Source organism: Nonomuraea sp. NPDC048882 (assembly GCF_040649755.1).
Taxonomy (GTDB): domain Bacteria; phylum Actinomycetota; class Actinomycetes; order Streptosporangiales; family Streptosporangiaceae; genus Nonomuraea; species Nonomuraea maheshkhaliensis.
The window spans coordinates 680,335-698,503 of record NZ_JBEZGB010000004.1 but is presented as its reverse complement, the minus strand read 5'-3'; the positions used below and the strand labels follow the sequence as shown (position 1 = coordinate 698,503).

Sequence of the window (18,169 nt, the reverse complement as noted above, 5' to 3'; positions counted from 1 at the left end):
CGGTAAGGTGGCGTACCGCATTCGTACCACTACTGTGCGAAGTAGATGCCTTGACGGGGATACAGTCGGCCATTGTGCTTTTCGGCAGATCGGCGGAGATCGCCGCCATCGACGACGTGATCGCCCGGGCCCGAGGGGGCGCGGGCGGGGCCCTGGTGCTGCGCGGGGAAGCGGGCGTAGGCAAGACGGCCCTGCTCGACCTCGCGGCCTCGCGGTGCGGCGCGATGCGGGTCCTTCGGGCGACCGGCGTAGAACCCGAATCCGACCTGGCCTTCGCCACCCGGCACCAACTGCTGCGCCCGGTGACGCTCCCGGCCGGCGGGCTGTCGGGTGGGGTGCCGGGCGGGCCGGCGGGCGGGCTGATGGACGCGCTGCCGGAGCCGCAGCGGGAGGCGGTGCGCGGGGCACTCGGGCTGACCGGGGCGGCCTCCGGTGACCGGTTCCTGCTGGCGGCCGGGGTGCTGTCGCTACTGGCGGAGGCGGCCGTGCCGGACGGGCTAGTCTGCGTGGTGGACGACTTCCAGTGGGTGGACCGGGCGTCGGCCGACGCACTGCTGTTCGCCGCCAGGCGCCTGGGCACGGAACGGATCGCGATGCTGCTGTCCGTCCGCGGCGACCTGCCGGTCAAAGGCGTGCCGTCACTGAACCTCGGCGGCCTCCCACCCGACGCCGCCACCGCCCTGCTCACCACCGGCGTCACGACCGCAACGACGGGAGCTGATGCCGGCGCCGTGCCCGGTGCCGATGCTGGAGCCGGAGTGGTGCCCGGTACCGGAGCTGGGGTCGGTGCCGGAGACGGGGCCGTGCCCGGAGCCGGGGTCGTGCGGGAGTTGGTGGGGCTGACCGGTGGGAACCCGCTGGCGTTGCGTGAGATCGTGCGGCTGCTGAGCCCTGCCCAGTTGGCCGGTCGCGAACCGCTGCCGGACCCGCTGCCCGGCGGTGCCCAGCTCTTCGGCGAGCAGGTGTCCGCGTTGTCTCCCCGGGCCCGCCAGGTCGCCCTGCTGGCGGCCGTCGAGGGCGATCTGGACCTGGTGCTGCGCGCCGCCGCCACGATGAACGCCTCGCTGGGTGCCCCTGTGGGTGGCTCGGAGGGCGGCTCGGAGGACGGCTCGGAGGACCGTCGAGTTGGCGCAGACCGCAGCGCCGCCCCGACGGGCCCTCCGACCGACGCACCGCGAACCGAGTCGCACGACTACACACCCGCCCTGATCAGGGACTCGACCGATGCGGGGCGGGCTGAGTTGCATGAGTTGGAGGCCGCCGGGCTGGTGCGGGTCTCCGGTGGGGTTGTGCGGTTTCGGCATCCGCTGATCCGTTCGGCCGTGTATGAGGCGGCGGCCCCTGCCGACCGGCGTGCGGCGCACGGGGTGCTGGCCGGGCTGTGTGAGGGGGATCGCCGCGCCTGGCATCTGGCGGCGGCCGTGCTCGGGCAGGACGAAGGGGTCGCCGCAACGCTGGCCGCGACCGCCGCGCAGGCCCGGGAGCGGGGCGGTTACGGCGACGCCGCCAGCGCACTGGCGCGGGCCGCCGAGCTGACCCCCGACCCGGTGATCAGGGCGGCCAGACTGAAGGACGCGGCCGTCGCGGCCTGGCTTGGCGGTCGTCCTGGGCAGGCCGAGTCGCTGCTGGCCGAGGCCCGTGAGCGGGCCGGCTCCGATCCCGTGACGGCGGCCGAGATCGACCAACTGCGCGGCAGGTTCGAGCTGAACTCGGGCAGCGCCGCCGAGGCCGTGCGGATCCTGTCCGGGGGCGAGAGCTTGAGCATGCTGGCCGACGCGATGGAGGCGGCCTCGTACGTCGGCGACACCGAGGCCATGATCCGGTTCGGGAGCCGGGCGGCGGCCCATCCGGAGGGTTTCCTGCGTGACGTGCTCGTGGGCATCGGCCTGATGCTGTCCGGCGACGGGTCCGATGGCGAGTCCGATGGCGGAGCTGGCAGCAGGTCCGGCGAAGGGGCGGGCAGCAAGTTCGGCGGGCGGGCCGAAGGCGGAGGGCGTGGGCTGCTTGTTCGGGCTCTTGGGCGGGTCGGGGAGCTCACGGAGGCGGCCGAGTTTCTGTGGGCCACGGCGGCGGCCAGTCAGCTCGGTGAGGCCGACCTGTCGGCCGAGTTGGCCGGGCGGGCCGGGCGGGTGGCCAGGGTGTCGGGGATGGCGGGGCAGCTGCCGGTCGTGCTGGAGTTCGTGGCCACCGGCGAACGGATCTCCGGGCGGCTGGCGGAGAGTCAGGCCATCTCCGAGGAGGGGCTGGAGCTGGCCCGTGAGGCCGGTTACCGCAACACGGTGGCCGCGCACCTGGCCAACCTGGCGGTGCTGGCGGCGTTGCGTGGCGAGGAGGAGGACTGCGGGCGGCTGGCGCGGGAGGCGCTGGCCATCGCCGTGCCGCACCGGGTGGGGCTGCGCGTGGGCGTGGCCGCGTACGCGCTGGCCATGCTGGAGCTGGGGCTGGGCCGGTTCGCCGCGGCGCACGACCGGTTCACCGCGATGGCGGCGGCGGGTCCCGGAGCCGGGCATCCGGCCGTGGTGTGGCGGTCGGCGCCGGACCGGATCGAGGCCGCCGTTGGGGCGGGCGACACGCGGGCCGCACGGGCGGCGCTGGAGGCGTACGGGCGATGGTCGGCGCACGCCCGCACCGATGAGTCGCGCGCGCTGCTGGCCCGCTGTCACGCCCTGGTCGAGGACGACGACGGCGGGTTCGAGGAGGCGCTGCGGCTGCACGCCAACCCGTTCGAGGCGGCCAGGACCGGGCTGCTGCTGGGCGAGCGGCTGCGCCGGGCGCACCGTCCAGGCGAGGCGCGGCCCCGGCTGCGGGCGGCCATGGAGACATTCGAGGCTGCAGGGGCGCGGCCGTGGGCGCGGCGCGCGCGGGCTGAGCTGCGCGCGGCGGGCGAGAGCGCGGAGCCCACGCCAGGGCCCGCGCCGGGGCCGGGCCCGCTGCTCGACGCGCTGACGCCGCAGGAGCTGCGCATCGCCGGGCTGGTCGCCGACGGCCTATCGAGCAAGGAGATCGCCGCGCGGCTGTTCCTCAGCCCGCGCACGGTCGAGTACCACCTGTACAAGATCTATCCGAAGCTCGGCATCGGCACCCGTACTGAACTCGCGCGGCTGGTAGTTCTACGGAAGGCGGGCACGGCCCGGCAGGACATGCTTTGAGCATGCATATCGACATCTGGAGTGAAGAGTTCGGCGCCGCCACCGACGTGCCGATCCTGCTGGTCATGGGGTCGATGTCCCAGGGGATCCTGTGGCCGGACGAGTTCGTCGGCAGGCTGACGGCGGGCGGTCGCCGGGTGATCCGGTACGACCACCGCGACACCGGCCGGTCCGGCACCGTGGACTTCGCCGCGCACCCGTACACGTGGGAGGACATCAAGGACGATGTGCTGCGGGTGATGGACGCGCACGGACTGGAGAGCGCGCACCTGGTCTGTCATTCGGCGGGCGGGCTGCTCGGGCAGCTGATCGCGGTGGAGCGGCCGGAACGGGTGCGGACGCTCACCGTCATCGGCTCGTCACCGCTCGGCGGCGGCGAGGGCATGGTGATCATGCGGGCGCTGATGGGGCAGCCGCAGCCGGAGGGCAGCCTGCCCGAGCCCGCGCCTGAGTTCACCGGCTTCTACCGCGAGCTGATCGCCGCGCCGCCGCCCCAGGACCGCAGGGAGCGGATCGAGCTCATGATCGCCGAGCAGCGCGTACTGCACGGCACGGCGCTGCCGTTCGACGAGGACGCCGCCCGCCGTCTGCAAGAGCGGATCTTCGACCGGGCCCGCGACCTGGACGCCGTGGCCAACCATCGCCTGGCGGCGGCGGCCAGGCCCGACTTCGAGCCGGTGGGCGTGCTGGGCCGGATCACGGCGCCCACGCTGGTCGTCGAGGGCACCCACGAGCCGGCCAAGCCGGGCCACGGCGCGCTGATCGCGAAGGAGATCCCGGGGGCGCGGCTGCTGATGATCGACGGCATGGGGCACACGCTGCCCCTGGAGGTGCACGAGGAACTGGCCACGGCCGTCCTCGCGCACACCGCCGAGTGACGGCGGCCAGGTAGCACTGCCGGGGTGGCGGCGTCGGGTGGCGCCGCCGGGTTGCCCGCCCGTCAGAGGAGTTTTTCGATGGCCCCCGTGACCGCGGGGTCCTCAGGGGTGGTGCGGGGGCGGAAGCGGGCCACGACCCGGCCGTCGCCGTCCACCAGGAACTTCTCGAAGTTCCACTGGATGTCGCCGGCCTCCCCCTGCTCGTCGGCCGCCTGGGTCAGCTCGGCGTAGAGGGGGTGCCGGCCGGGGCCGTTGACCTCGGCCTTCTCCAGGAGCGGGAAGTCCACGCCGTACGTGGTGGCGCAGAACTGCTCGATCTCCTCCGCCGAGCCGGGCTCCTGGCCGGCGAACTGGTTGCACGGCATGCCGATGACGGTGAAGCCGCGGGGGCCGTACTGCCGCTGGAGCTGCACCAGGCCGCCGTACTGGGGCGTGAGGCCGCACTTCGAGGCCACGTTGACGATGAGGGCGGGCTTGCCGCCCGTCAGTTCCGCCAACGTCGTGGGGGCGTCCGCGAGGGTGCGGAGCGGGATGTCACTGAGGCTCATGATGTGACCCTACAGAACGAGTCAGGACGATAAATGTGACGCAGTCCTCAATCTCGCCACCAATCCCCTGAAAAAGGTATATATCGAGATCTTTACTGACGATCCGCCTTTCCATGGTCAATTCGCTGTAAAGGGAATCAGTCGGGCACTGTGCTGCGGTCCATGAACCCCCTCGAAAGGGAACCCGCATGCCCATGCTCCGCCGTACCGGCGTCCTGGTCCTGACCGCCACCCTGGTGGCGGCGGGCGGCGCCTCGGCCGCACAGGCGCAGAGCTCCCAGACCAGCGGCAAGAACAAGTCCATCGCCCGGCCCCTGGTGGCCGCGCGTGGCTGGAACCTGGCCCAGTTCGGATGCCTGGTGAGCCTCTGGCACAGAGAGAGCGGATGGAACCACCGCGCCGGCAACCGCGCCTCAGGCGCCTACGGCATCCCGCAGGCCCTCCCCGGGCACAAGATGGCCTCGGCCGGCCGCGACTGGCGGACCAACCCCCGCACCCAGATCAGGTGGGGCCTGTCCTACATCAAGGAGCGTTACTCCTCGCCGTGTCGCGCCTGGGCGCACTTCCAATCCCACGGTTGGTACTGACCCAAACCCCAGGTTTGATCGCGTTTTCCGGCAAGGCCCGCCCAGGCAGGCGGCGAACCGGGCAATCCCGCTCCAGCGAGAGGACCTTTTATCCGCAACGATCACACAAACACCTGTCCTTCGCGTGTCCCCATCCGTGAACAGCGGTGACAGCGCGTAATAGGAATCGTGCTAGAGGACACGTCGCGGTGCCCTCCGGGCCGCCCAGCGAGATCGGGCGGAGACAGGAATCCCGGAAGGCCGCGCGGACCCTCCGCGCCCGAGCCACTGGCGCGGACCGGCAGGGCGCCGGCTGACGGCGCCCGTCCGCACGCGACCCGACAGTGAGGATTCACGTGGACAAGCGCGCCCTGAGCGGCACACTCATCTCCGTCACCGCGATCACCGCGTTCGGCACCGCCCTACCGGCCGTGGCCGAGTCGCGGCCACCGATCAGGACCGGGATCTGGACCACGTCGGCGCAGCCGAAAATGGCGGCAGTGCGGCCGTCCAGCCGGAACAAGAAGATCGCTCTCGACCACGTCGTCCAGCGCTCCTGGAACGCCCGGGAGTTCCACTGCCTGGACAACCTGTGGACGCGCGAGAGCGGATGGAATCACAAGGCGCTCAACCGCTCGTCGGGCGCCTACGGCATCCCGCAGGCCCTTCCCGCCGGCAAGATGAGCGGTGCCGGCCGCGACTGGAAGTCGAACCCGGAGACGCAGATCCGGTGGGGCCTGGCCTACATCAAGGGGAGGTACGGCAGGCCTTGCGGCGCCTGGGGGCACTGGAGATCACACAACTGGTACTAGCCCGTTCCGGAGGGCATCCGGAGCGAGCTCACCGGGTGCCCTCCCGACGGCCCGCGTGCGCCTCGATCGCCTTGATCAGCAGTTCGAGCCCGAACTCGAACTCGGCCTCGTGGTCGCACTCGGCCAGCAGCTCCGCCAGCGAGCTCACCTCGGGGAACAGCGTGGGATCGACGCCGTCGGCCGTGATCGTCCTGGTCTGCTCGGGCGCGAACGCGGGCGTCACCCCGACCTCGCGCAGCAGCGATCCGACGATGTAGGCGATGAACATGCGCAACATCCGCACCGCGTCCGCCCCGTCGAACCCGGCACTGCGCAGCGTGGCCAGCGCCCGCTCGACCGGCAGCAGACCGGCGGCGGAGTGGAGCTGGCGGCTGACGACCAGCATGGTCGAGCGCGGATGGTGGTGGGCGATCTGCCGGAAGGCCCGCGCCTGCGTGCGCACCCGGTCGGTCCAGTGGGCGTCGGGGTCGTCGGTGAACTCGATCCGGCTCAGCACCGCCTCGGCCACCCCGTTGAGCAGGGCGTCCTTGTTGGGCACGTGGTTGTAGAGCGACATCACGCCCACGCCGAGCTCGGCCGCGATGCGCCGCATGGAGACCGCGTCGGCGCCCTCGCGCTCGATGAGGTCGATGGCCGCGGCGATGATGCGGGCCCGGTTGAGGGGCTCAGTACGCATAGCTCATTCTACGGAGGGCGCTCGATCTACCGATCTCGGCGATCGCGCCCGGCGCTGGCGTCGATCCGGCAGACTGGGTCTGATGCGGCAGATAGTGACCTACCGCGACGCCGTGGCGCTGCTCGGCGGGCCGAGCGCGATCACGGACGTCCTCGACAAGGCGTCGTCCATGGCCCTGTTCGGGCTGGGCGCGATCGACCTGTTCGACGCGCGGGCGGAGGCCGTGCGGCTCGGCGACGCGTTCATCCGCCGGCTGCGCGACAAGGTCAAGGGCCTGAGCCGGTACGACACGACGCAGCGGCTGGTGGCGGCGCACGCGGTCATCGTGGTCACCGCCTACCTCGACGCGCTGGCCAAGGTGGACGTGCTGCGCCAGCTCACGCCGGATGACCAGCGTAGGATCACCGGTATCGGGGAGGCCGGGCATTCGCTGATCTCGTACCAGGCCCCGCTGCCCACCCCTGCCGTCCCGTTCGAGAAGCTGCTGACAATCGTCGAGGAGACCTACGCAAGCTACACCGTCGAGCTGACCCGTTTTCTGGCTGGACTGGAATGCTGGGACCGCTGGGACGAGACCACCAGGTCCAGGCTCGACCGTGACCTGCCGCCGCGCGCGAGACGCCGCTACGAGGAACTGTTCCACCGGCTCTCGGCCGACTTCCCCGAGGTGGCGTCCTGGGTCGACCGCGTCGATCACCAGGCCACCCGGGCGGAGGTCAGGGAAGTGGCGCGCGGGCTCGACGGGATCAGGCGGCAGCTCGCCGCGATCCCGGCAACGCGCACGCCGTCCGACCGGCTGGCGGCGCTGGTCAGGTCGAACCGGGCCGTGCTCAGCCACCCGTCCGTGTCCTCCAGCAGGACGCTGGCAGGCATGCGGATCCCCCCGCTGGAGCAGGGCTACATCAACCCCGTCTACCGCCTTCTGCCCTGGTCGGCGTTGCGACCGGTCACCGCCGAGGAGGCGTGGGCGCCGCTGCCCCGCCGCCACGACCTGGACTCCTTCCTGGCTAGCCACCTCACCCTGCCGGACGCTACGCGAGCGCCTCTCCTCGTGCTCGGCCAGCCGGGCGCGGGCAAGTCGGTGCTGACCCAGGTACTGGCCGCCCGGCTGCCCGAGAGCGAGTTCCTGCCGCTCCGCGTCGAGCTGCGCGACATCCCCGCCGACGCCGACGTGCTGGCCCAGATCGAGCACGGCATCAGGGCCGCGCTAGACGAGGCGATGTCGTGGCCGGAGTTCGTGCACGCGGGCGGGGGTGCGCTGCCCGTCGTCCTGCTGGACGGCTTCGACGAACTGCTCCAGGCAACCGGCGTGAACCAGAGCGACTATCTGGAGCGGGTGGAGCGTTTCCAGCGGGCCCAAGCCGAGCGGGGCCGGGCGCTGGCGGTCGTCGTCACCTCCAGGACAGCGGTAGCCGACCGGGCGCGGATTCCGCTGTTCACGTCCGTCATCCGGTTGGAGCCATTCGACGACGACCAGATCCGCCAATGGGTCACCACCTGGAACGACGGCAACGACGGTTACTTCCGCGAGCACGACCTTAAGCCGCTGCCCATGGACCGGGTGCTGGCGGTGCGCAACCTCGCCGAGCAGCCGCTCTTGCTGCTCATGCTCGCCCTGTACGACGCCGACGCGAACGCGCTGCGCCTCATGAGCGAGGACCTGCACGAGGCGGAGCTCTACGAACGCCTGCTGCAAGGCTTCGCCGCCCGCGAGATCGGCAAGGCGTGCACGAACCTCACGGAGGAGGAGCTTTCGCGGGCCGTGGAGGACGCGCTGCTGCGCCTGTCGATCACCGCGTTCGCGATGTTCAACCGGGGCCGACAGTGGGTCTCCGAGCCGGACCTGGACGCCGACCTGCGAGCGTTGCTGCCCGATGAGACCTCCCCGGCCCAGGACCACGGCCTGCGCCGCACGTTGACCCCAGCCGAGAGCGTCATCGGCGGCTTCTTTTTCGTGCACACAACCCAGGCGCTCCGCGACGACCAGCGGCTCAAGACCTACGAGTTCCTGCACGCCACGTTCGGCGAGTACCTGATTGCCCGGCTGGTCGTCAGGGAGCTGACCGACATGGCCGAAGAACTGGCGTTCGCCGCGACCCGCCGACGCCCCGCCCGGCCCAACGACGCCTTCGCGCACGCGTTGCTGTCGTTCGCTGCCCTCACCGTCCGGGCCCCCGTCGTCGACTTTCTTGAATACGGCCTGGCCACCGCCGTCCCGCCCGACCGGCGCGCGCTACTCACCCGGCATCTGTGCGGGCTGTTCGCCGGGTCGCTCGTGGAGCGGTCCGGCTCGCCGTACAACGCCTACCAGCCGGTACGGGCGGAGGCGACCGTCCGGTACGCCGCCTACAGCGCCAACCTGCTGTTGCTCGCCGTGCTGTCGGCGGGTGAGTCCGTCACGGGCACAGACCTGTTCGGCACCGCCCAGCCGGAGCAGGCGAACGAGCGGTGGCGCCGGATCTCCCGGCTATGGCACGCGCAGCTCAGCAGGGCGGAGTGGGACTCGCTCACCCGCACGGTCAGGATTCGCCATTTCGTGAACGGCGGGAGCAGGATTATGACCGCCGGGTTCGAGCGGGATCCGGTTATCGACAGCCGCGAGCTGGCCTTCTTCACCTGGCCGGACAGCGAGGGCGAGGCTGAGAGCCCGTACCGGATCCGGTCGAGCAGCTCGGTCTGGATGCGCGAGATCGCCTTCCGCGACGACACCACGCTCGCGCACCTCTTCGTCGCCCTGCTGCCCTACCAGGCGGAGGTCAACGACGAGACCCTCAGCTCCTACCCCCGTAGTCCCGCCGCCGATCTGCTCACCCTCCTGCTGAGCCGCACCCCCGACACCCGCGCCTACCTACGGGCCCTGAACCAGCCGTCGTCGTGGGAGTACATGGCTCGAGTGCTGAAGCAACTGGAGGTGGACGCCCGTCACCTGCCCGGCGCCGACGTGTTGCGGATCCTCAACTCCGCCGGTGTTTGGGGGTGGGACCCCAACCGGCTGGAGAACGTCCTGCGCGTCCTGCGCGACCGGCCGGACACCGACCCGGAGGTGCTGGCGGAGATGGAGGAGCTGCTAGTCCGCTGGGAGGCAAAGGACAAGGCGGGTTTCTGGCCCCTCTCCGATTTTGAGGTCTCCCCCGTGGGCCCTGGCGATGTCGCGGGCGATGGGCAGCCCGAGCCCACTCCCCCCAGTATCACGTGACCTGGTCGTGTCCAGCCGAGTGAACCGCTCGAACACGGTCTCCCGCATGTCCTCAGGAATCCCGGGCCCGTCGTCCGACACCTCCAGCAACGCCTCGTCCCCCCGCCGGCACACCGACACCCGCACCCGCGTGTCCCCGTACCGATCGGCGTTGGACAGCAGGTTGGTGAACAGCCGGGCCAGCCGCAGCCGATTCCCCCGGACGAACACGCACGGTTCGAGGCTCAGCGTGACCGGCAGCCGCCCGGGCCGGCGCCCCACCTCCTCCTCGACCATCCGCCCCAGGTCGATGCGCTCCTGCCGGATGTCGCCGCCGGCGTCCAGCCGCGCCATCAGCAGCAGGTCCTGCACGATGTCGGACAGCCGCCGCGCGTCGTTCAGCGCGGCCCGCCAGTCCTCGGAGGTACGCTCCTCCATCCCCGCCTCCAGCCGCACCATCAGTGCCGTGATCGGCGTGCGCAGCTCGTGGGAGGCGTCGGAGACGAACCGGCGGTGCCTGGCCACGGCGTCCTCCAGCCGGGCGAGCGTGTCGTTGACGGTCGTGGCCAGCTCGGCCACCTCGTCCTCGGTGCCGGGCACCTCGATGCGCCGGCTCAGGTCCTCGGCGCTGATCCGCTCCAGGCCGCTCCTGATCCGCTCGACGGGGGCCAGGACGTGGCCGACCCCGTACCAGGCGCCCCAGCCCATCAGCGCCAGCAGCACGCCGGAGGCGCCGAACAAGAGCGCGGCGATGTAGGACGACTCCAGTTGGAACGGCTCGCGGATCGCGGCGTAGGCCACCACCGACCCGTACGCGGTGGCGCGGTTGCTGGTGCCCACGACCACCAGGCAGCCCTCGGGCAGGCACACCCGGGAGCTGACCCGCGAGTCGCCGCCCTCGGGCCGCTCCAAGGTGAGCGGCGGCCGGCCGGCCAGCCCGGCGCTGGCCGCCACCACCTCGCCCTTCAGGTTGACGACCTGCAGCAGGCCGACGCCCGCCTGCGGCGGGATCGGCCCGGTGAACCTGCGGTCGTCGATGAGCGTGGTGATGCGCCGGCTGGCCTCGTCCGCCTGGTCGACGATTCGGTCCCTGGCCCGCGACGGGTACAGGAGCGAGATCGCCGTCGCCCCGCTCAGCAGCAGGATGCCGAACACGACCACCGTCGCGACCGTCATCCTGCACCTGATGGACCGACAGTGCGTCATGCGTCACACTGTGCCACTTTCATGACAAAACGCAGGTCAAACCCACACCCACCGTCAACCGTGGTAGCGGCGGTGCAGCTCGTGGACCTCCTCCGTCAGCTCGGGCACCGGGCCCTCGACGACGACCCCGGGGGCGATCTCGTTGACCGGCAGCGAGCGGACGGGCGCGGCGGGGACGCCCAGCTCGCGCAGCCAGCCGTCGAGCTGGGCGGAGGAGGCGACGTAGACGATGCGGCCAAGACCGACCCAGGCGTGCGCGGCGGCGCACATCGGGCAGTGCTCGCCCGAGGTGTAGACGGTGGCCTCGGCCCGCTGCTCGGGCGTCAGGTGCTCGGCCGCCCAGCGGGCGAGCGCGAACTCCGGATGCCGGGTGCGGTCTCCGGTCGCCACCCGGTTGTGGTCCTCGGCCAGGGCGGCGCCGTCGCCGGAGACCAGTACCGAGCCGAACGGCTCGTCACCCAGCTCCAGGGCCCGGGTGGCCAGCTCGACGCAGCGGCGCAGGTGCGGCAGCTCGGATTGCTCGATCATGGATTCACCATCTCAAACGTGTGTGCGACCGCCGCACGAGCGGGAAACGGTCCGCCGGAAGTGCACGATCTTTCACGTTTGCGCACGTCACATACGGAAACCCCACCGTGAGGCCACAGAAAATCGGTTGATCCCACGTATTAGCCTAGAAGGGATGCCTCCCGATACGCACAAACCTCGCCGTCCCCTGCTCTCCTCCAACTCACTGTGGCGGATGAAGTCCTACCTCCGCCCCTACGTCACCAGATTGATCGTCATCTGGCTGACGGCGATCGCCGGAATCGCCACCGTCATCTCATTCCCTCTCATCATCGAGAGAGTCATCGACGGGCCCGTGCAACACGGTGACCCCGGCGGGCTGTTCCCCCTCGGGCTGCTCGCGATCGGCGTCGGCGCCCTGGAGGCGCTGCTGATCCTGTTCCGGCGCTACATGCAGGTCCGTCCGGTGCTCGGCCTGGAGACCGCGCTCCGCGACGACCTGTACGAGCACCTGCAGCGCCTGCCCATGGGCTTCCACGGAGACTGGCAGTCAGGGCAGCTGTTATCACGGGCGACCACCGACCTGTCGACGATCCGCCGCTTCCTCGGCTTCGGCATGCTCTTCCTGGTCATGAACGTGCTGCAGGTCGGCGCGGTCACCGTGCTGCTGCTGAACAAGTACTGGCCGCTCGGGCTGTTGGTGCTGGCCTCGGTCGTGCCGATCGTGTGGACCTCGCTGCGCTTCGAGAAGCGCTACATCAGAATCTCCCGCCAGGTCCAGGACCAGCAGGGCGACCTCGCCACGCTCGTCGAGGAGTCCGCGATCGGCATCCGCACGATCAAGGCGTTCGGCCGCCGCCACCACGTCTACGACCAGTACGACGACGCCGCGCTCAAGGTGTACGGCACGTCGATGGACAAGGTGCGCCTGTCGGCCAAGTTCTTCTCCTTCCTGGAGATCATCCCCAACGTCACGCTGGCCCTGGTGGTGCTGCTCGGCGCGCTGGCGGTCGGCCAGGGCGCCCTGACGCTGGGCGCGCTGGTCGCCTTCACCACGCTGATGCTGCAGCTCGTCTGGCCCGTGGCCAGCCTGGGCTACCTGCTGGCCATGGCCCAGGAGGCGATGACCTCCGCCGACCGGCTCATGGAGGTCATGGACACCGTCCCGGCCATCGAGGGCGGCACCGGCACCATCGAGGAGCCGCGCGGCCACCTGCGCTTCGAGGGCGTCGGCTTCCGCTTCGCCGACTCCGAGGAGCCGGTGCTGCGTGACGTCTGGCTGGAGGTGCGGCCGGGCGAGACCGTGGCCATCGTGGGCGCGACCGGGGCGGGCAAGACCACCCTGACCGCGCTGGTGCCGCGCCTGCTCGACCCCACCTCGGGCCGGGTCACGATCGACGGCCACGACGTGCGCGACCTCGACCTGAAGACGCTGCGCTCGGTGGTGGCGACGGCGTTCGAGGAGCCCACGCTGTTCTCGATGAGCGTGCGCGAGAACCTCATGCTCGGCCGGCTCGACGCGACCGAGGAGGAGCTGGCGCAGGCCATCCAGACCGCGCAGGCCATGTTCGTCTACGACCTGCCGTGGGGCCTCGACACCCGGATCGGCGAGCAGGGGCTGTCCCTGTCCGGCGGCCAGCGGCAGCGGCTCGCCCTGGCCAGGGCGGTGCTGAGCAAGCCGCGCGTCCTCGTGCTCGACGACACGCTGTCGGCGCTCGACGCCGAGACCGAGGCCCTGGTGGAGGAGGCGCTGCGGCACGTGCTGCGCGAGGCGACCGGCATCGTCGTCGCCCACCGCGCCTCCACCGTGCTGCTGGCCAACAAGGTCGCGCTGCTGCGTGACGGCACGATCACCCATGTCGGGCAGCACCGCGAGCTGCTGGCCCGGGTGCCCGAGTACCGGGAGCTGCTGGCTCAGGACGCCGACTTCGACGACGCCTCGGAAGGAGCACTGCGATGACCACGACAGCTCCGGAGAAGGGCGGCGACTGGCGCGGCGTCGCCTCCGAGGATCAGGACGAGCTGCCGCAGAAGGTGTCCGTGCTGCTGCGGTCGCGGTCACGGCGGCTGCTCGGCGACCTGCTGCGGCCGTACCGGAAGAAGATCGCGCTGCTCGTCCTGATCATCGTGACCTCCAACGCGGCCGGGCTGTCGATCCCGTTCCTGGTCTCGGTGGGGATCGACGAGGGCATCCCGCCGATCGTGTCCGGCTCGGGCGCCACGGTCCTGGTGACGGTGGTCGGGGTGATCCTGGCCGCCGCGATCATCCAGGCGTTCACCCGGCAGGCGTTCCTCGGGCTGATGGGCTCGATCGGCCAGAACATCCTGCTGGAGCTGCGCCGCAGGGTGTTCGACCACTTCCAGCGGCTGTCGCTGAGCTTCCACGAGGGCTACACCTCCGGCCGGGTCATCTCCCGGCTGACCTCCGACATCGAGGCCATCGCCGAGCTGGTGCAGTCGGGGTTCGACGCGCTGGTCAAGGCGGTGCTCACGCTGGTCGGCACGGCGGTGCTGCTGCTCATCCTGGACGTGCACCTGGGTCTGGTGGCGCTGGTCCCGCTGCCGCTGCTGCTGCTGTTCACCAAGTGGTTCCAGCGGCAGTCGGCCATCGTCTACCGGCGCACCCGCGAGGCGGTCGCCCTGGTGATCGTGCACTTCGTGGAGTCGATGATCGGCATCCGCGCGGTGCAGGCGTTCCGCAGGGAGCCGCGCAACCAGGAGATCTTCAAGCAGCTGAACGACGACTACCGGGCCGCGAACGCGCGCAGCATGTACCTCGGCGCGACGTTCATGACCGGGGTCAGGCTGATCGGCAACATGACGATCGGCGCCGTGCTGCTCTACGGCGGCTACCTGGCTCTGCACGGCGAGGTCAACATCGGCGTGCTGGCCGCGTTCCTGCTGTACCTGCGCCAGTTCTACGAGCCGATGCAGGAGATCAGCCAGTTCTACAACACGCTGCAGTCGGCCGGCGCGGCGCTGGAGAAGCTCTCGGGCGTGCTGGAGGAGGAGCCCTCGGTGCCCGAGCCGCGCGAGCCGGCGTCGCTGCCGCAGGGCAGGGCGCGCGGCAAGGTGCGCTTCGACGGCGTCGAGTTCGCCTACGTCAAGGAGATGCCGATCCTGCCCCGCCTCGACCTGACCATCCCGGCGGGTCAGAGCGTGGCGCTGGTCGGCGCGACGGGCGCGGGCAAGACCACGCTGGCCAAGCTGATCTCCCGCTTCTACGACCCGACCGAGGGCGCCGTGCTGCTCGACGGCGCCGATCTGCGCACGCTCGACGAGCCGACGCTGCGCCAGGCCGTGGTCATGGTGACACAGGAGAACTTCCTGTTCAGCGGTACGGTCGCGGACAACATCAGGTTCGGCCGCCCCGACGCCACCGACCGCCAGATCCGCGAGGCGGCCAAGGCCATCGGCGCCCACGAGTTCATCTCGGGCCTGCCCGACGGCTACGACACCGAGGTGGGCAAGCGCGGCGGCCGCATGTCGGCCGGGCAGCGGCAGCTGGTCGCGTTCGCCAGGGCGTTCCTGGCCGATCCGGCCGTGCTGATCCTCGACGAGGCGACCTCCAGCCTCGACGTGCCGAGCGAGCGGCTGGTGCAGCGGGCGTTGCGGACGATCCTGGCCGACCGGACGGCGCTGATCATCGCGCACCGGCTGTCGACCGTGGAGATCGCGGACCGGGTGCTGGTGATGGAGCACGGGCGGATCGTCGAGGACGGCCCGCCCGACCAGCTCATCGCCGCCTCGGGGCGCTTCGCCGGGCTGCACCGGGCGTGGCTGGAGAGCCTGAGCTAGCGTCGCGGTGAGCGAGCGTGGCCAGATGGCCAGATGGTCGCGGTGATCGGCCGCGCAGGCGTGCCCGTCAGGAGCGGGCACGCCTGCCGGCCGTCGGTACTTACCAGTACAGCGGTTTGCGCACCGGGGTGAGCAGCGGCGTCGCGTCGGGCGCGGGCGGCTCGGCCGGTGGGATCAGCTCCGGATGGCGCGACAGGTAGCCGTCCGGGAACATCGTGACGTCCTGGCACCCGCACTGCGGGCAGTTGACGCCCGCCGACGGCGGCGCGGCGGGAAGGCCACGCCGCAGCCAGATCTCCCCCGTGTTTCCGTGGTCGTTCTCGAAGTGCCTGACGACGTAGTCCTCCTGCCAGACGTGCCAGCAGTGGCGGCACTCGAAAGGCACGCTTCTGTGTACTTCTTCCACGAGGTCACCCCCTGCTTCGAGTGTCCGTCCCCTTCCCGGCTTCCCGCAAGCGGCCTTACCGAACACTGACGAGCGCGAGCGGCCGCACCGGACGCCGAGCCTTACCGGACGCCGAGTCTCACCGGACGCCGAGTCTCACCGGACGCCGAGCCTCACCGGACGCCGAGCCTCACCGGACGCCGAGTCTCACCGGACGCCGAGTCTCACCGGACGCCGAGTCTCACCGGACGCCGACGACGAAGGCGATGGCGCCCGCGACCACGCTCAGCGTGCCGAGCCAGGCGAAGACCGCGTCGAGTCCCGCGTCCAGCGGCCGTCCGGCGTGCAGCGCCGCCTGCACGCGGCGGAAGCGCAGTCTCGTCCTGATCAGCAGCACGCCGCCGCAGAGCGCGGCCAGGGCGAAACCGGCGATCGCGAACGCGGGCAGGGCATGCCGCAGGGCCAGCCCGGTCGCCGCCAGGCCGCCCGTGGACAGGGCCACGGCCGTGCGCACCCAGGCCAGCCGGGTGCGCTCGCTCTGCAGGCCCTCGTCCCAGATCTTCTCGCTGCCGGGCACCGGTCAGCCGGACACGACGATGAGGACCAGGGCGGCCACGGCCACGGCCGCGACGCCGTAGCCGAAGACGGCCGCGAGGGCGGGCGGAGGCAGCGGCGCCCGCTGCCGCAGGGCGCGCTGGATGTTACGCCAGCGGGGGTAGGCCATGCCGGCCGCCAGCGCCGAGAGGGTGACCAGCACGACGGCCAGCGTCGTGCGGATCCACGGGACGAACACGTCGGAAGGCAGCGCCGCCATGGCCACCCCGCCCGCGCTGAGCGCCAGCGCCGTGCTCAGCCAGGTGAGGAAGGTGCGTTCGTTGGCCAAGGTGAAACGCGGGTCGGGTTCCATAGGAGAAACGGTAATTCGTCACCATTTCCCCTAGAGAAGGCGGGATTCTCCCGGACGGCTTCAGGCTCAGGTGCAGGCCTGGGTGATCTTCTCCACGTACGCGGCCCCGTCGGTGCCGACCTTCTGCACGGCGTCGACCGCGTCGTTGGCGTCCTTGACGGTGATGCCGGTCAGCGTGGCGGCCAGGTTGTCGGAGGCTTCCTTGATCGTGGTGTTGGCGGCCTTGTCGGAGACGTCGTTGAGCTTGGTCGCCGCGTCGTCGAGCGCCTTGTCCATGGCCTGCGGGTCGTTGGTCAGCTTGGCGATCTCGGCGCCCAGCTCGGCGACGATCTTGGGTGCCTCCAGGCAGGCCTGGGCCTTGTCGATGGTGCTGTTGACCTCGCTGCAACCGGCGGCGAGGACACACGAGGCGAAGAGGGCCAGGGGCACGAACCGGCTTCTGTAGTGAGGCATGATTCGACCCTACCCAAGGGTATGGCCACGTGCTGTGAACGATCGGCTCAGGATAGCGACCGTAGCCATCCGGTGAGGAGCCGGTTGACCTCGTCCGGGCGCTCCTGCTGCACCCAGTGGCCGCAGCCGTCGAGCAGGTGCGCGCCCGACAGGCCGGGCAGCGTCCTGGGCAGGGCCTCGATGGCGCCGCCCATCCACGACGTGGTGGGGTCGAGCTCCCCGCCGACGAACAGCGCCGGCCGCGTGATCGCCGCGCCGTCCCACGCGGCGAGGTCCTCCCAGTCGCGGTCCAGGTTGCGGTAGCGGTTGAGCGCCCCGGTCAGGCCCGTACGCTCGAACTCGCCCGCGTAGACGTCGAGGTCGGCCTCGGTGAGCCAGGCCGGCCTGACGCCCTCGGGGAAGCGGTCGCGCAGCCGCCCGCCGGGCCGGACGCGCCAGGCGCTGTCGCCCATCGTGTCGCCCGACAGGCTGGCGTAACAGCCGGCCAGCCAGCCGCGCACGTCGGGCTCGATCTCGGCCTCGGCCCGCCCGGGCACCTGGAAGTAGCTGACGTAGAACTCCTCGTCGCCGCCCATCCTGGCGAACCCGTCGGTGGGGCGGCGGGGGCCGCGCGGCGCGTACGGGACGCTGAGCAGGCCGACCGCGCGGAAGAGGTCGGGCCGCAGCAGGGCGGAGTTCGCGGCGATCGGCGAGCCCCAGTCGTGCCCGACGATCACGGCGGAGCGCTCGCCCAGCGCCCGGACGACGGCGGCGTTGTCGGCGACGCAGGCCAGCATCCGGTAGTCCACGACGCGGGCCGGCTTGGACGAGCGGCCGTAGCCGCGCACGTCCACGGCCGCCGCCCGGAACCCGGCCGCGGCGAGCGCGGGGAGCTGGTGGCGCCACGAGTACCACGACTCGGGGAAGCCGTGCACCAGCAGCACCAACGGGCCGCTGCCCTGCTCGGCCACGTGGATCCGGCCTCCCGGCACCTCGACGAGCCGATGCGTGATCTCGGACATCTCCACCTCTCCCTGCCTCAGCGCGTGCACCCAGCACTATGGCGCGCGCCCGGCGGCCCGCGCCAATCACGTTGCCGTTACGGCAAAGAAGTCCGCTGATCCAGGTTG

The 18,169-nt window shown here is 71.2% G+C and carries 15 protein-coding genes; 6 read left to right on the top strand and 9 right to left on the bottom strand.

Annotated elements, in window-relative coordinates; genetic code table 11:
- Nucleotides 1–74 precede the first annotated feature (74 nt).
- Together AB0C27_RS17520 and AB0C27_RS17515 are read left to right on the top strand one after the other, a co-directional pair.
- Nucleotides 75–3,149, top strand: coding sequence for a LuxR family transcriptional regulator (locus AB0C27_RS17520; RefSeq protein ID WP_357844710.1), 3,075 nt, complete (start codon nucleotides 75–77; stop codon nucleotides 3,147–3,149).
- 2 nt (nucleotides 3,150–3,151) lie between these two features.
- The gene (locus AB0C27_RS17515; RefSeq protein WP_357844707.1) at nucleotides 3,152–4,027 is read left to right on the top strand and encodes an alpha/beta fold hydrolase; all 876 of its coding nucleotides are present in this window, start codon (nucleotides 3,152–3,154) and stop codon (nucleotides 4,025–4,027) included.
- A gap of 62 nt (nucleotides 4,028–4,089) precedes the next feature.
- Here AB0C27_RS17515 and AB0C27_RS17510 read toward each other — a convergent pair whose 3' ends face one another.
- The gene (locus AB0C27_RS17510) at nucleotides 4,090–4,575 is read right to left on the bottom strand and encodes a glutathione peroxidase (protein WP_106234396.1); all 486 of its coding nucleotides are present in this window, start codon (nucleotides 4,573–4,575) and stop codon (nucleotides 4,090–4,092) included.
- Between the two features lie 188 nt (nucleotides 4,576–4,763).
- On the opposite strand from AB0C27_RS17510, the gene AB0C27_RS17505 reads away from it, so the two are divergent.
- Nucleotides 4,764–5,162 (top strand): transglycosylase SLT domain-containing protein, encoded by a 399-nt coding sequence (locus tag AB0C27_RS17505; protein ID WP_357844704.1) that lies wholly within the window; start codon nucleotides 4,764–4,766, stop codon nucleotides 5,160–5,162.
- 335 nt (nucleotides 5,163–5,497) lie between these two features.
- Nucleotides 5,498–5,953: a lytic transglycosylase domain-containing protein gene (locus AB0C27_RS17500; protein WP_357844701.1), complete on the top strand. Its 456-nt coding sequence runs from the start codon at nucleotides 5,498–5,500 to the stop codon at nucleotides 5,951–5,953.
- A 28-nt stretch (nucleotides 5,954–5,981) separates the two neighbouring features.
- Here the strand turns inward: AB0C27_RS17500 and AB0C27_RS17495 are convergent, their stop codons facing one another.
- The 3 genes from AB0C27_RS17495 to AB0C27_RS17485 all read right to left on the bottom strand — a co-directional run bounded on the left by AB0C27_RS17495 (nucleotide 5,982) and on the right by AB0C27_RS17485 (nucleotide 11,538).
- On the bottom strand, nucleotides 5,982–6,629 hold the full coding sequence (locus tag AB0C27_RS17495) for a TetR/AcrR family transcriptional regulator C-terminal domain-containing protein (protein WP_357844698.1): 648 nt from the start codon (nucleotides 6,627–6,629) through the stop codon (nucleotides 5,982–5,984).
- Nucleotides 6,630–9,696: 3,067 nt separating this feature from the next.
- On the bottom strand, nucleotides 9,697–10,980 hold the full coding sequence (locus tag AB0C27_RS17490) for an ATP-binding protein (protein WP_357844695.1): 1,284 nt from the start codon (nucleotides 10,978–10,980) through the stop codon (nucleotides 9,697–9,699).
- A gap of 84 nt (nucleotides 10,981–11,064) precedes the next feature.
- Nucleotides 11,065–11,538: a nucleoside deaminase gene (locus AB0C27_RS17485; protein ID WP_357844692.1), complete on the bottom strand. Its 474-nt coding sequence runs from the start codon at nucleotides 11,536–11,538 to the stop codon at nucleotides 11,065–11,067.
- Between the two features lie 214 nt (nucleotides 11,539–11,752).
- Between AB0C27_RS17485 and AB0C27_RS17480 the strand changes: the two genes are divergently transcribed.
- Both AB0C27_RS17480 and AB0C27_RS17475 read left to right on the top strand, forming a co-directional pair.
- The gene (locus AB0C27_RS17480) at nucleotides 11,753–13,477 is read left to right on the top strand and encodes an ABC transporter ATP-binding protein (RefSeq protein ID WP_357844690.1); all 1,725 of its coding nucleotides are present in this window, start codon (nucleotides 11,753–11,755) and stop codon (nucleotides 13,475–13,477) included.
- The gene (locus AB0C27_RS17475) at nucleotides 13,474–15,315 is read left to right on the top strand and encodes an ABC transporter ATP-binding protein (RefSeq protein WP_357844687.1); all 1,842 of its coding nucleotides are present in this window, start codon (nucleotides 13,474–13,476) and stop codon (nucleotides 15,313–15,315) included. The genes AB0C27_RS17480 and AB0C27_RS17475 overlap by 4 nt, the downstream gene beginning before the upstream one ends.
- 100 nt (nucleotides 15,316–15,415) lie before the next feature.
- On the opposite strand, the gene AB0C27_RS17470 is transcribed toward AB0C27_RS17475, so the two are convergent.
- From AB0C27_RS17470 to AB0C27_RS17450, 5 genes are all read right to left on the bottom strand, one after another.
- Entirely contained in the window at nucleotides 15,416–15,700 is a 285-nt protein-coding gene (locus AB0C27_RS17470) for a hypothetical protein (RefSeq protein ID WP_357844684.1), read from the bottom strand.
- A 241-nt stretch (nucleotides 15,701–15,941) separates the two neighbouring features.
- Nucleotides 15,942–16,277 (bottom strand): DUF202 domain-containing protein, encoded by a 336-nt coding sequence (locus tag AB0C27_RS17465; RefSeq protein ID WP_357844681.1) that lies wholly within the window; start codon nucleotides 16,275–16,277, stop codon nucleotides 15,942–15,944.
- Between the two features lie 3 nt (nucleotides 16,278–16,280).
- Nucleotides 16,281–16,607 carry a DUF202 domain-containing protein gene (locus AB0C27_RS17460; protein ID WP_357844678.1) on the bottom strand — a complete coding sequence of 109 codons (327 nt, stop codon included), beginning with the start codon at nucleotides 16,605–16,607 and terminating at the stop codon, nucleotides 16,281–16,283.
- A gap of 66 nt (nucleotides 16,608–16,673) precedes the next feature.
- Nucleotides 16,674–17,060 (bottom strand): hypothetical protein, encoded by a 387-nt coding sequence (locus tag AB0C27_RS17455; protein WP_357844675.1) that lies wholly within the window; start codon nucleotides 17,058–17,060, stop codon nucleotides 16,674–16,676.
- Between the two features lie 47 nt (nucleotides 17,061–17,107).
- On the bottom strand, nucleotides 17,108–18,061 hold the full coding sequence (locus tag AB0C27_RS17450) for an alpha/beta hydrolase (protein ID WP_357844672.1): 954 nt from the start codon (nucleotides 18,059–18,061) through the stop codon (nucleotides 17,108–17,110).
- Between the last annotated feature and the right edge of the window lie 108 nt (nucleotides 18,062–18,169).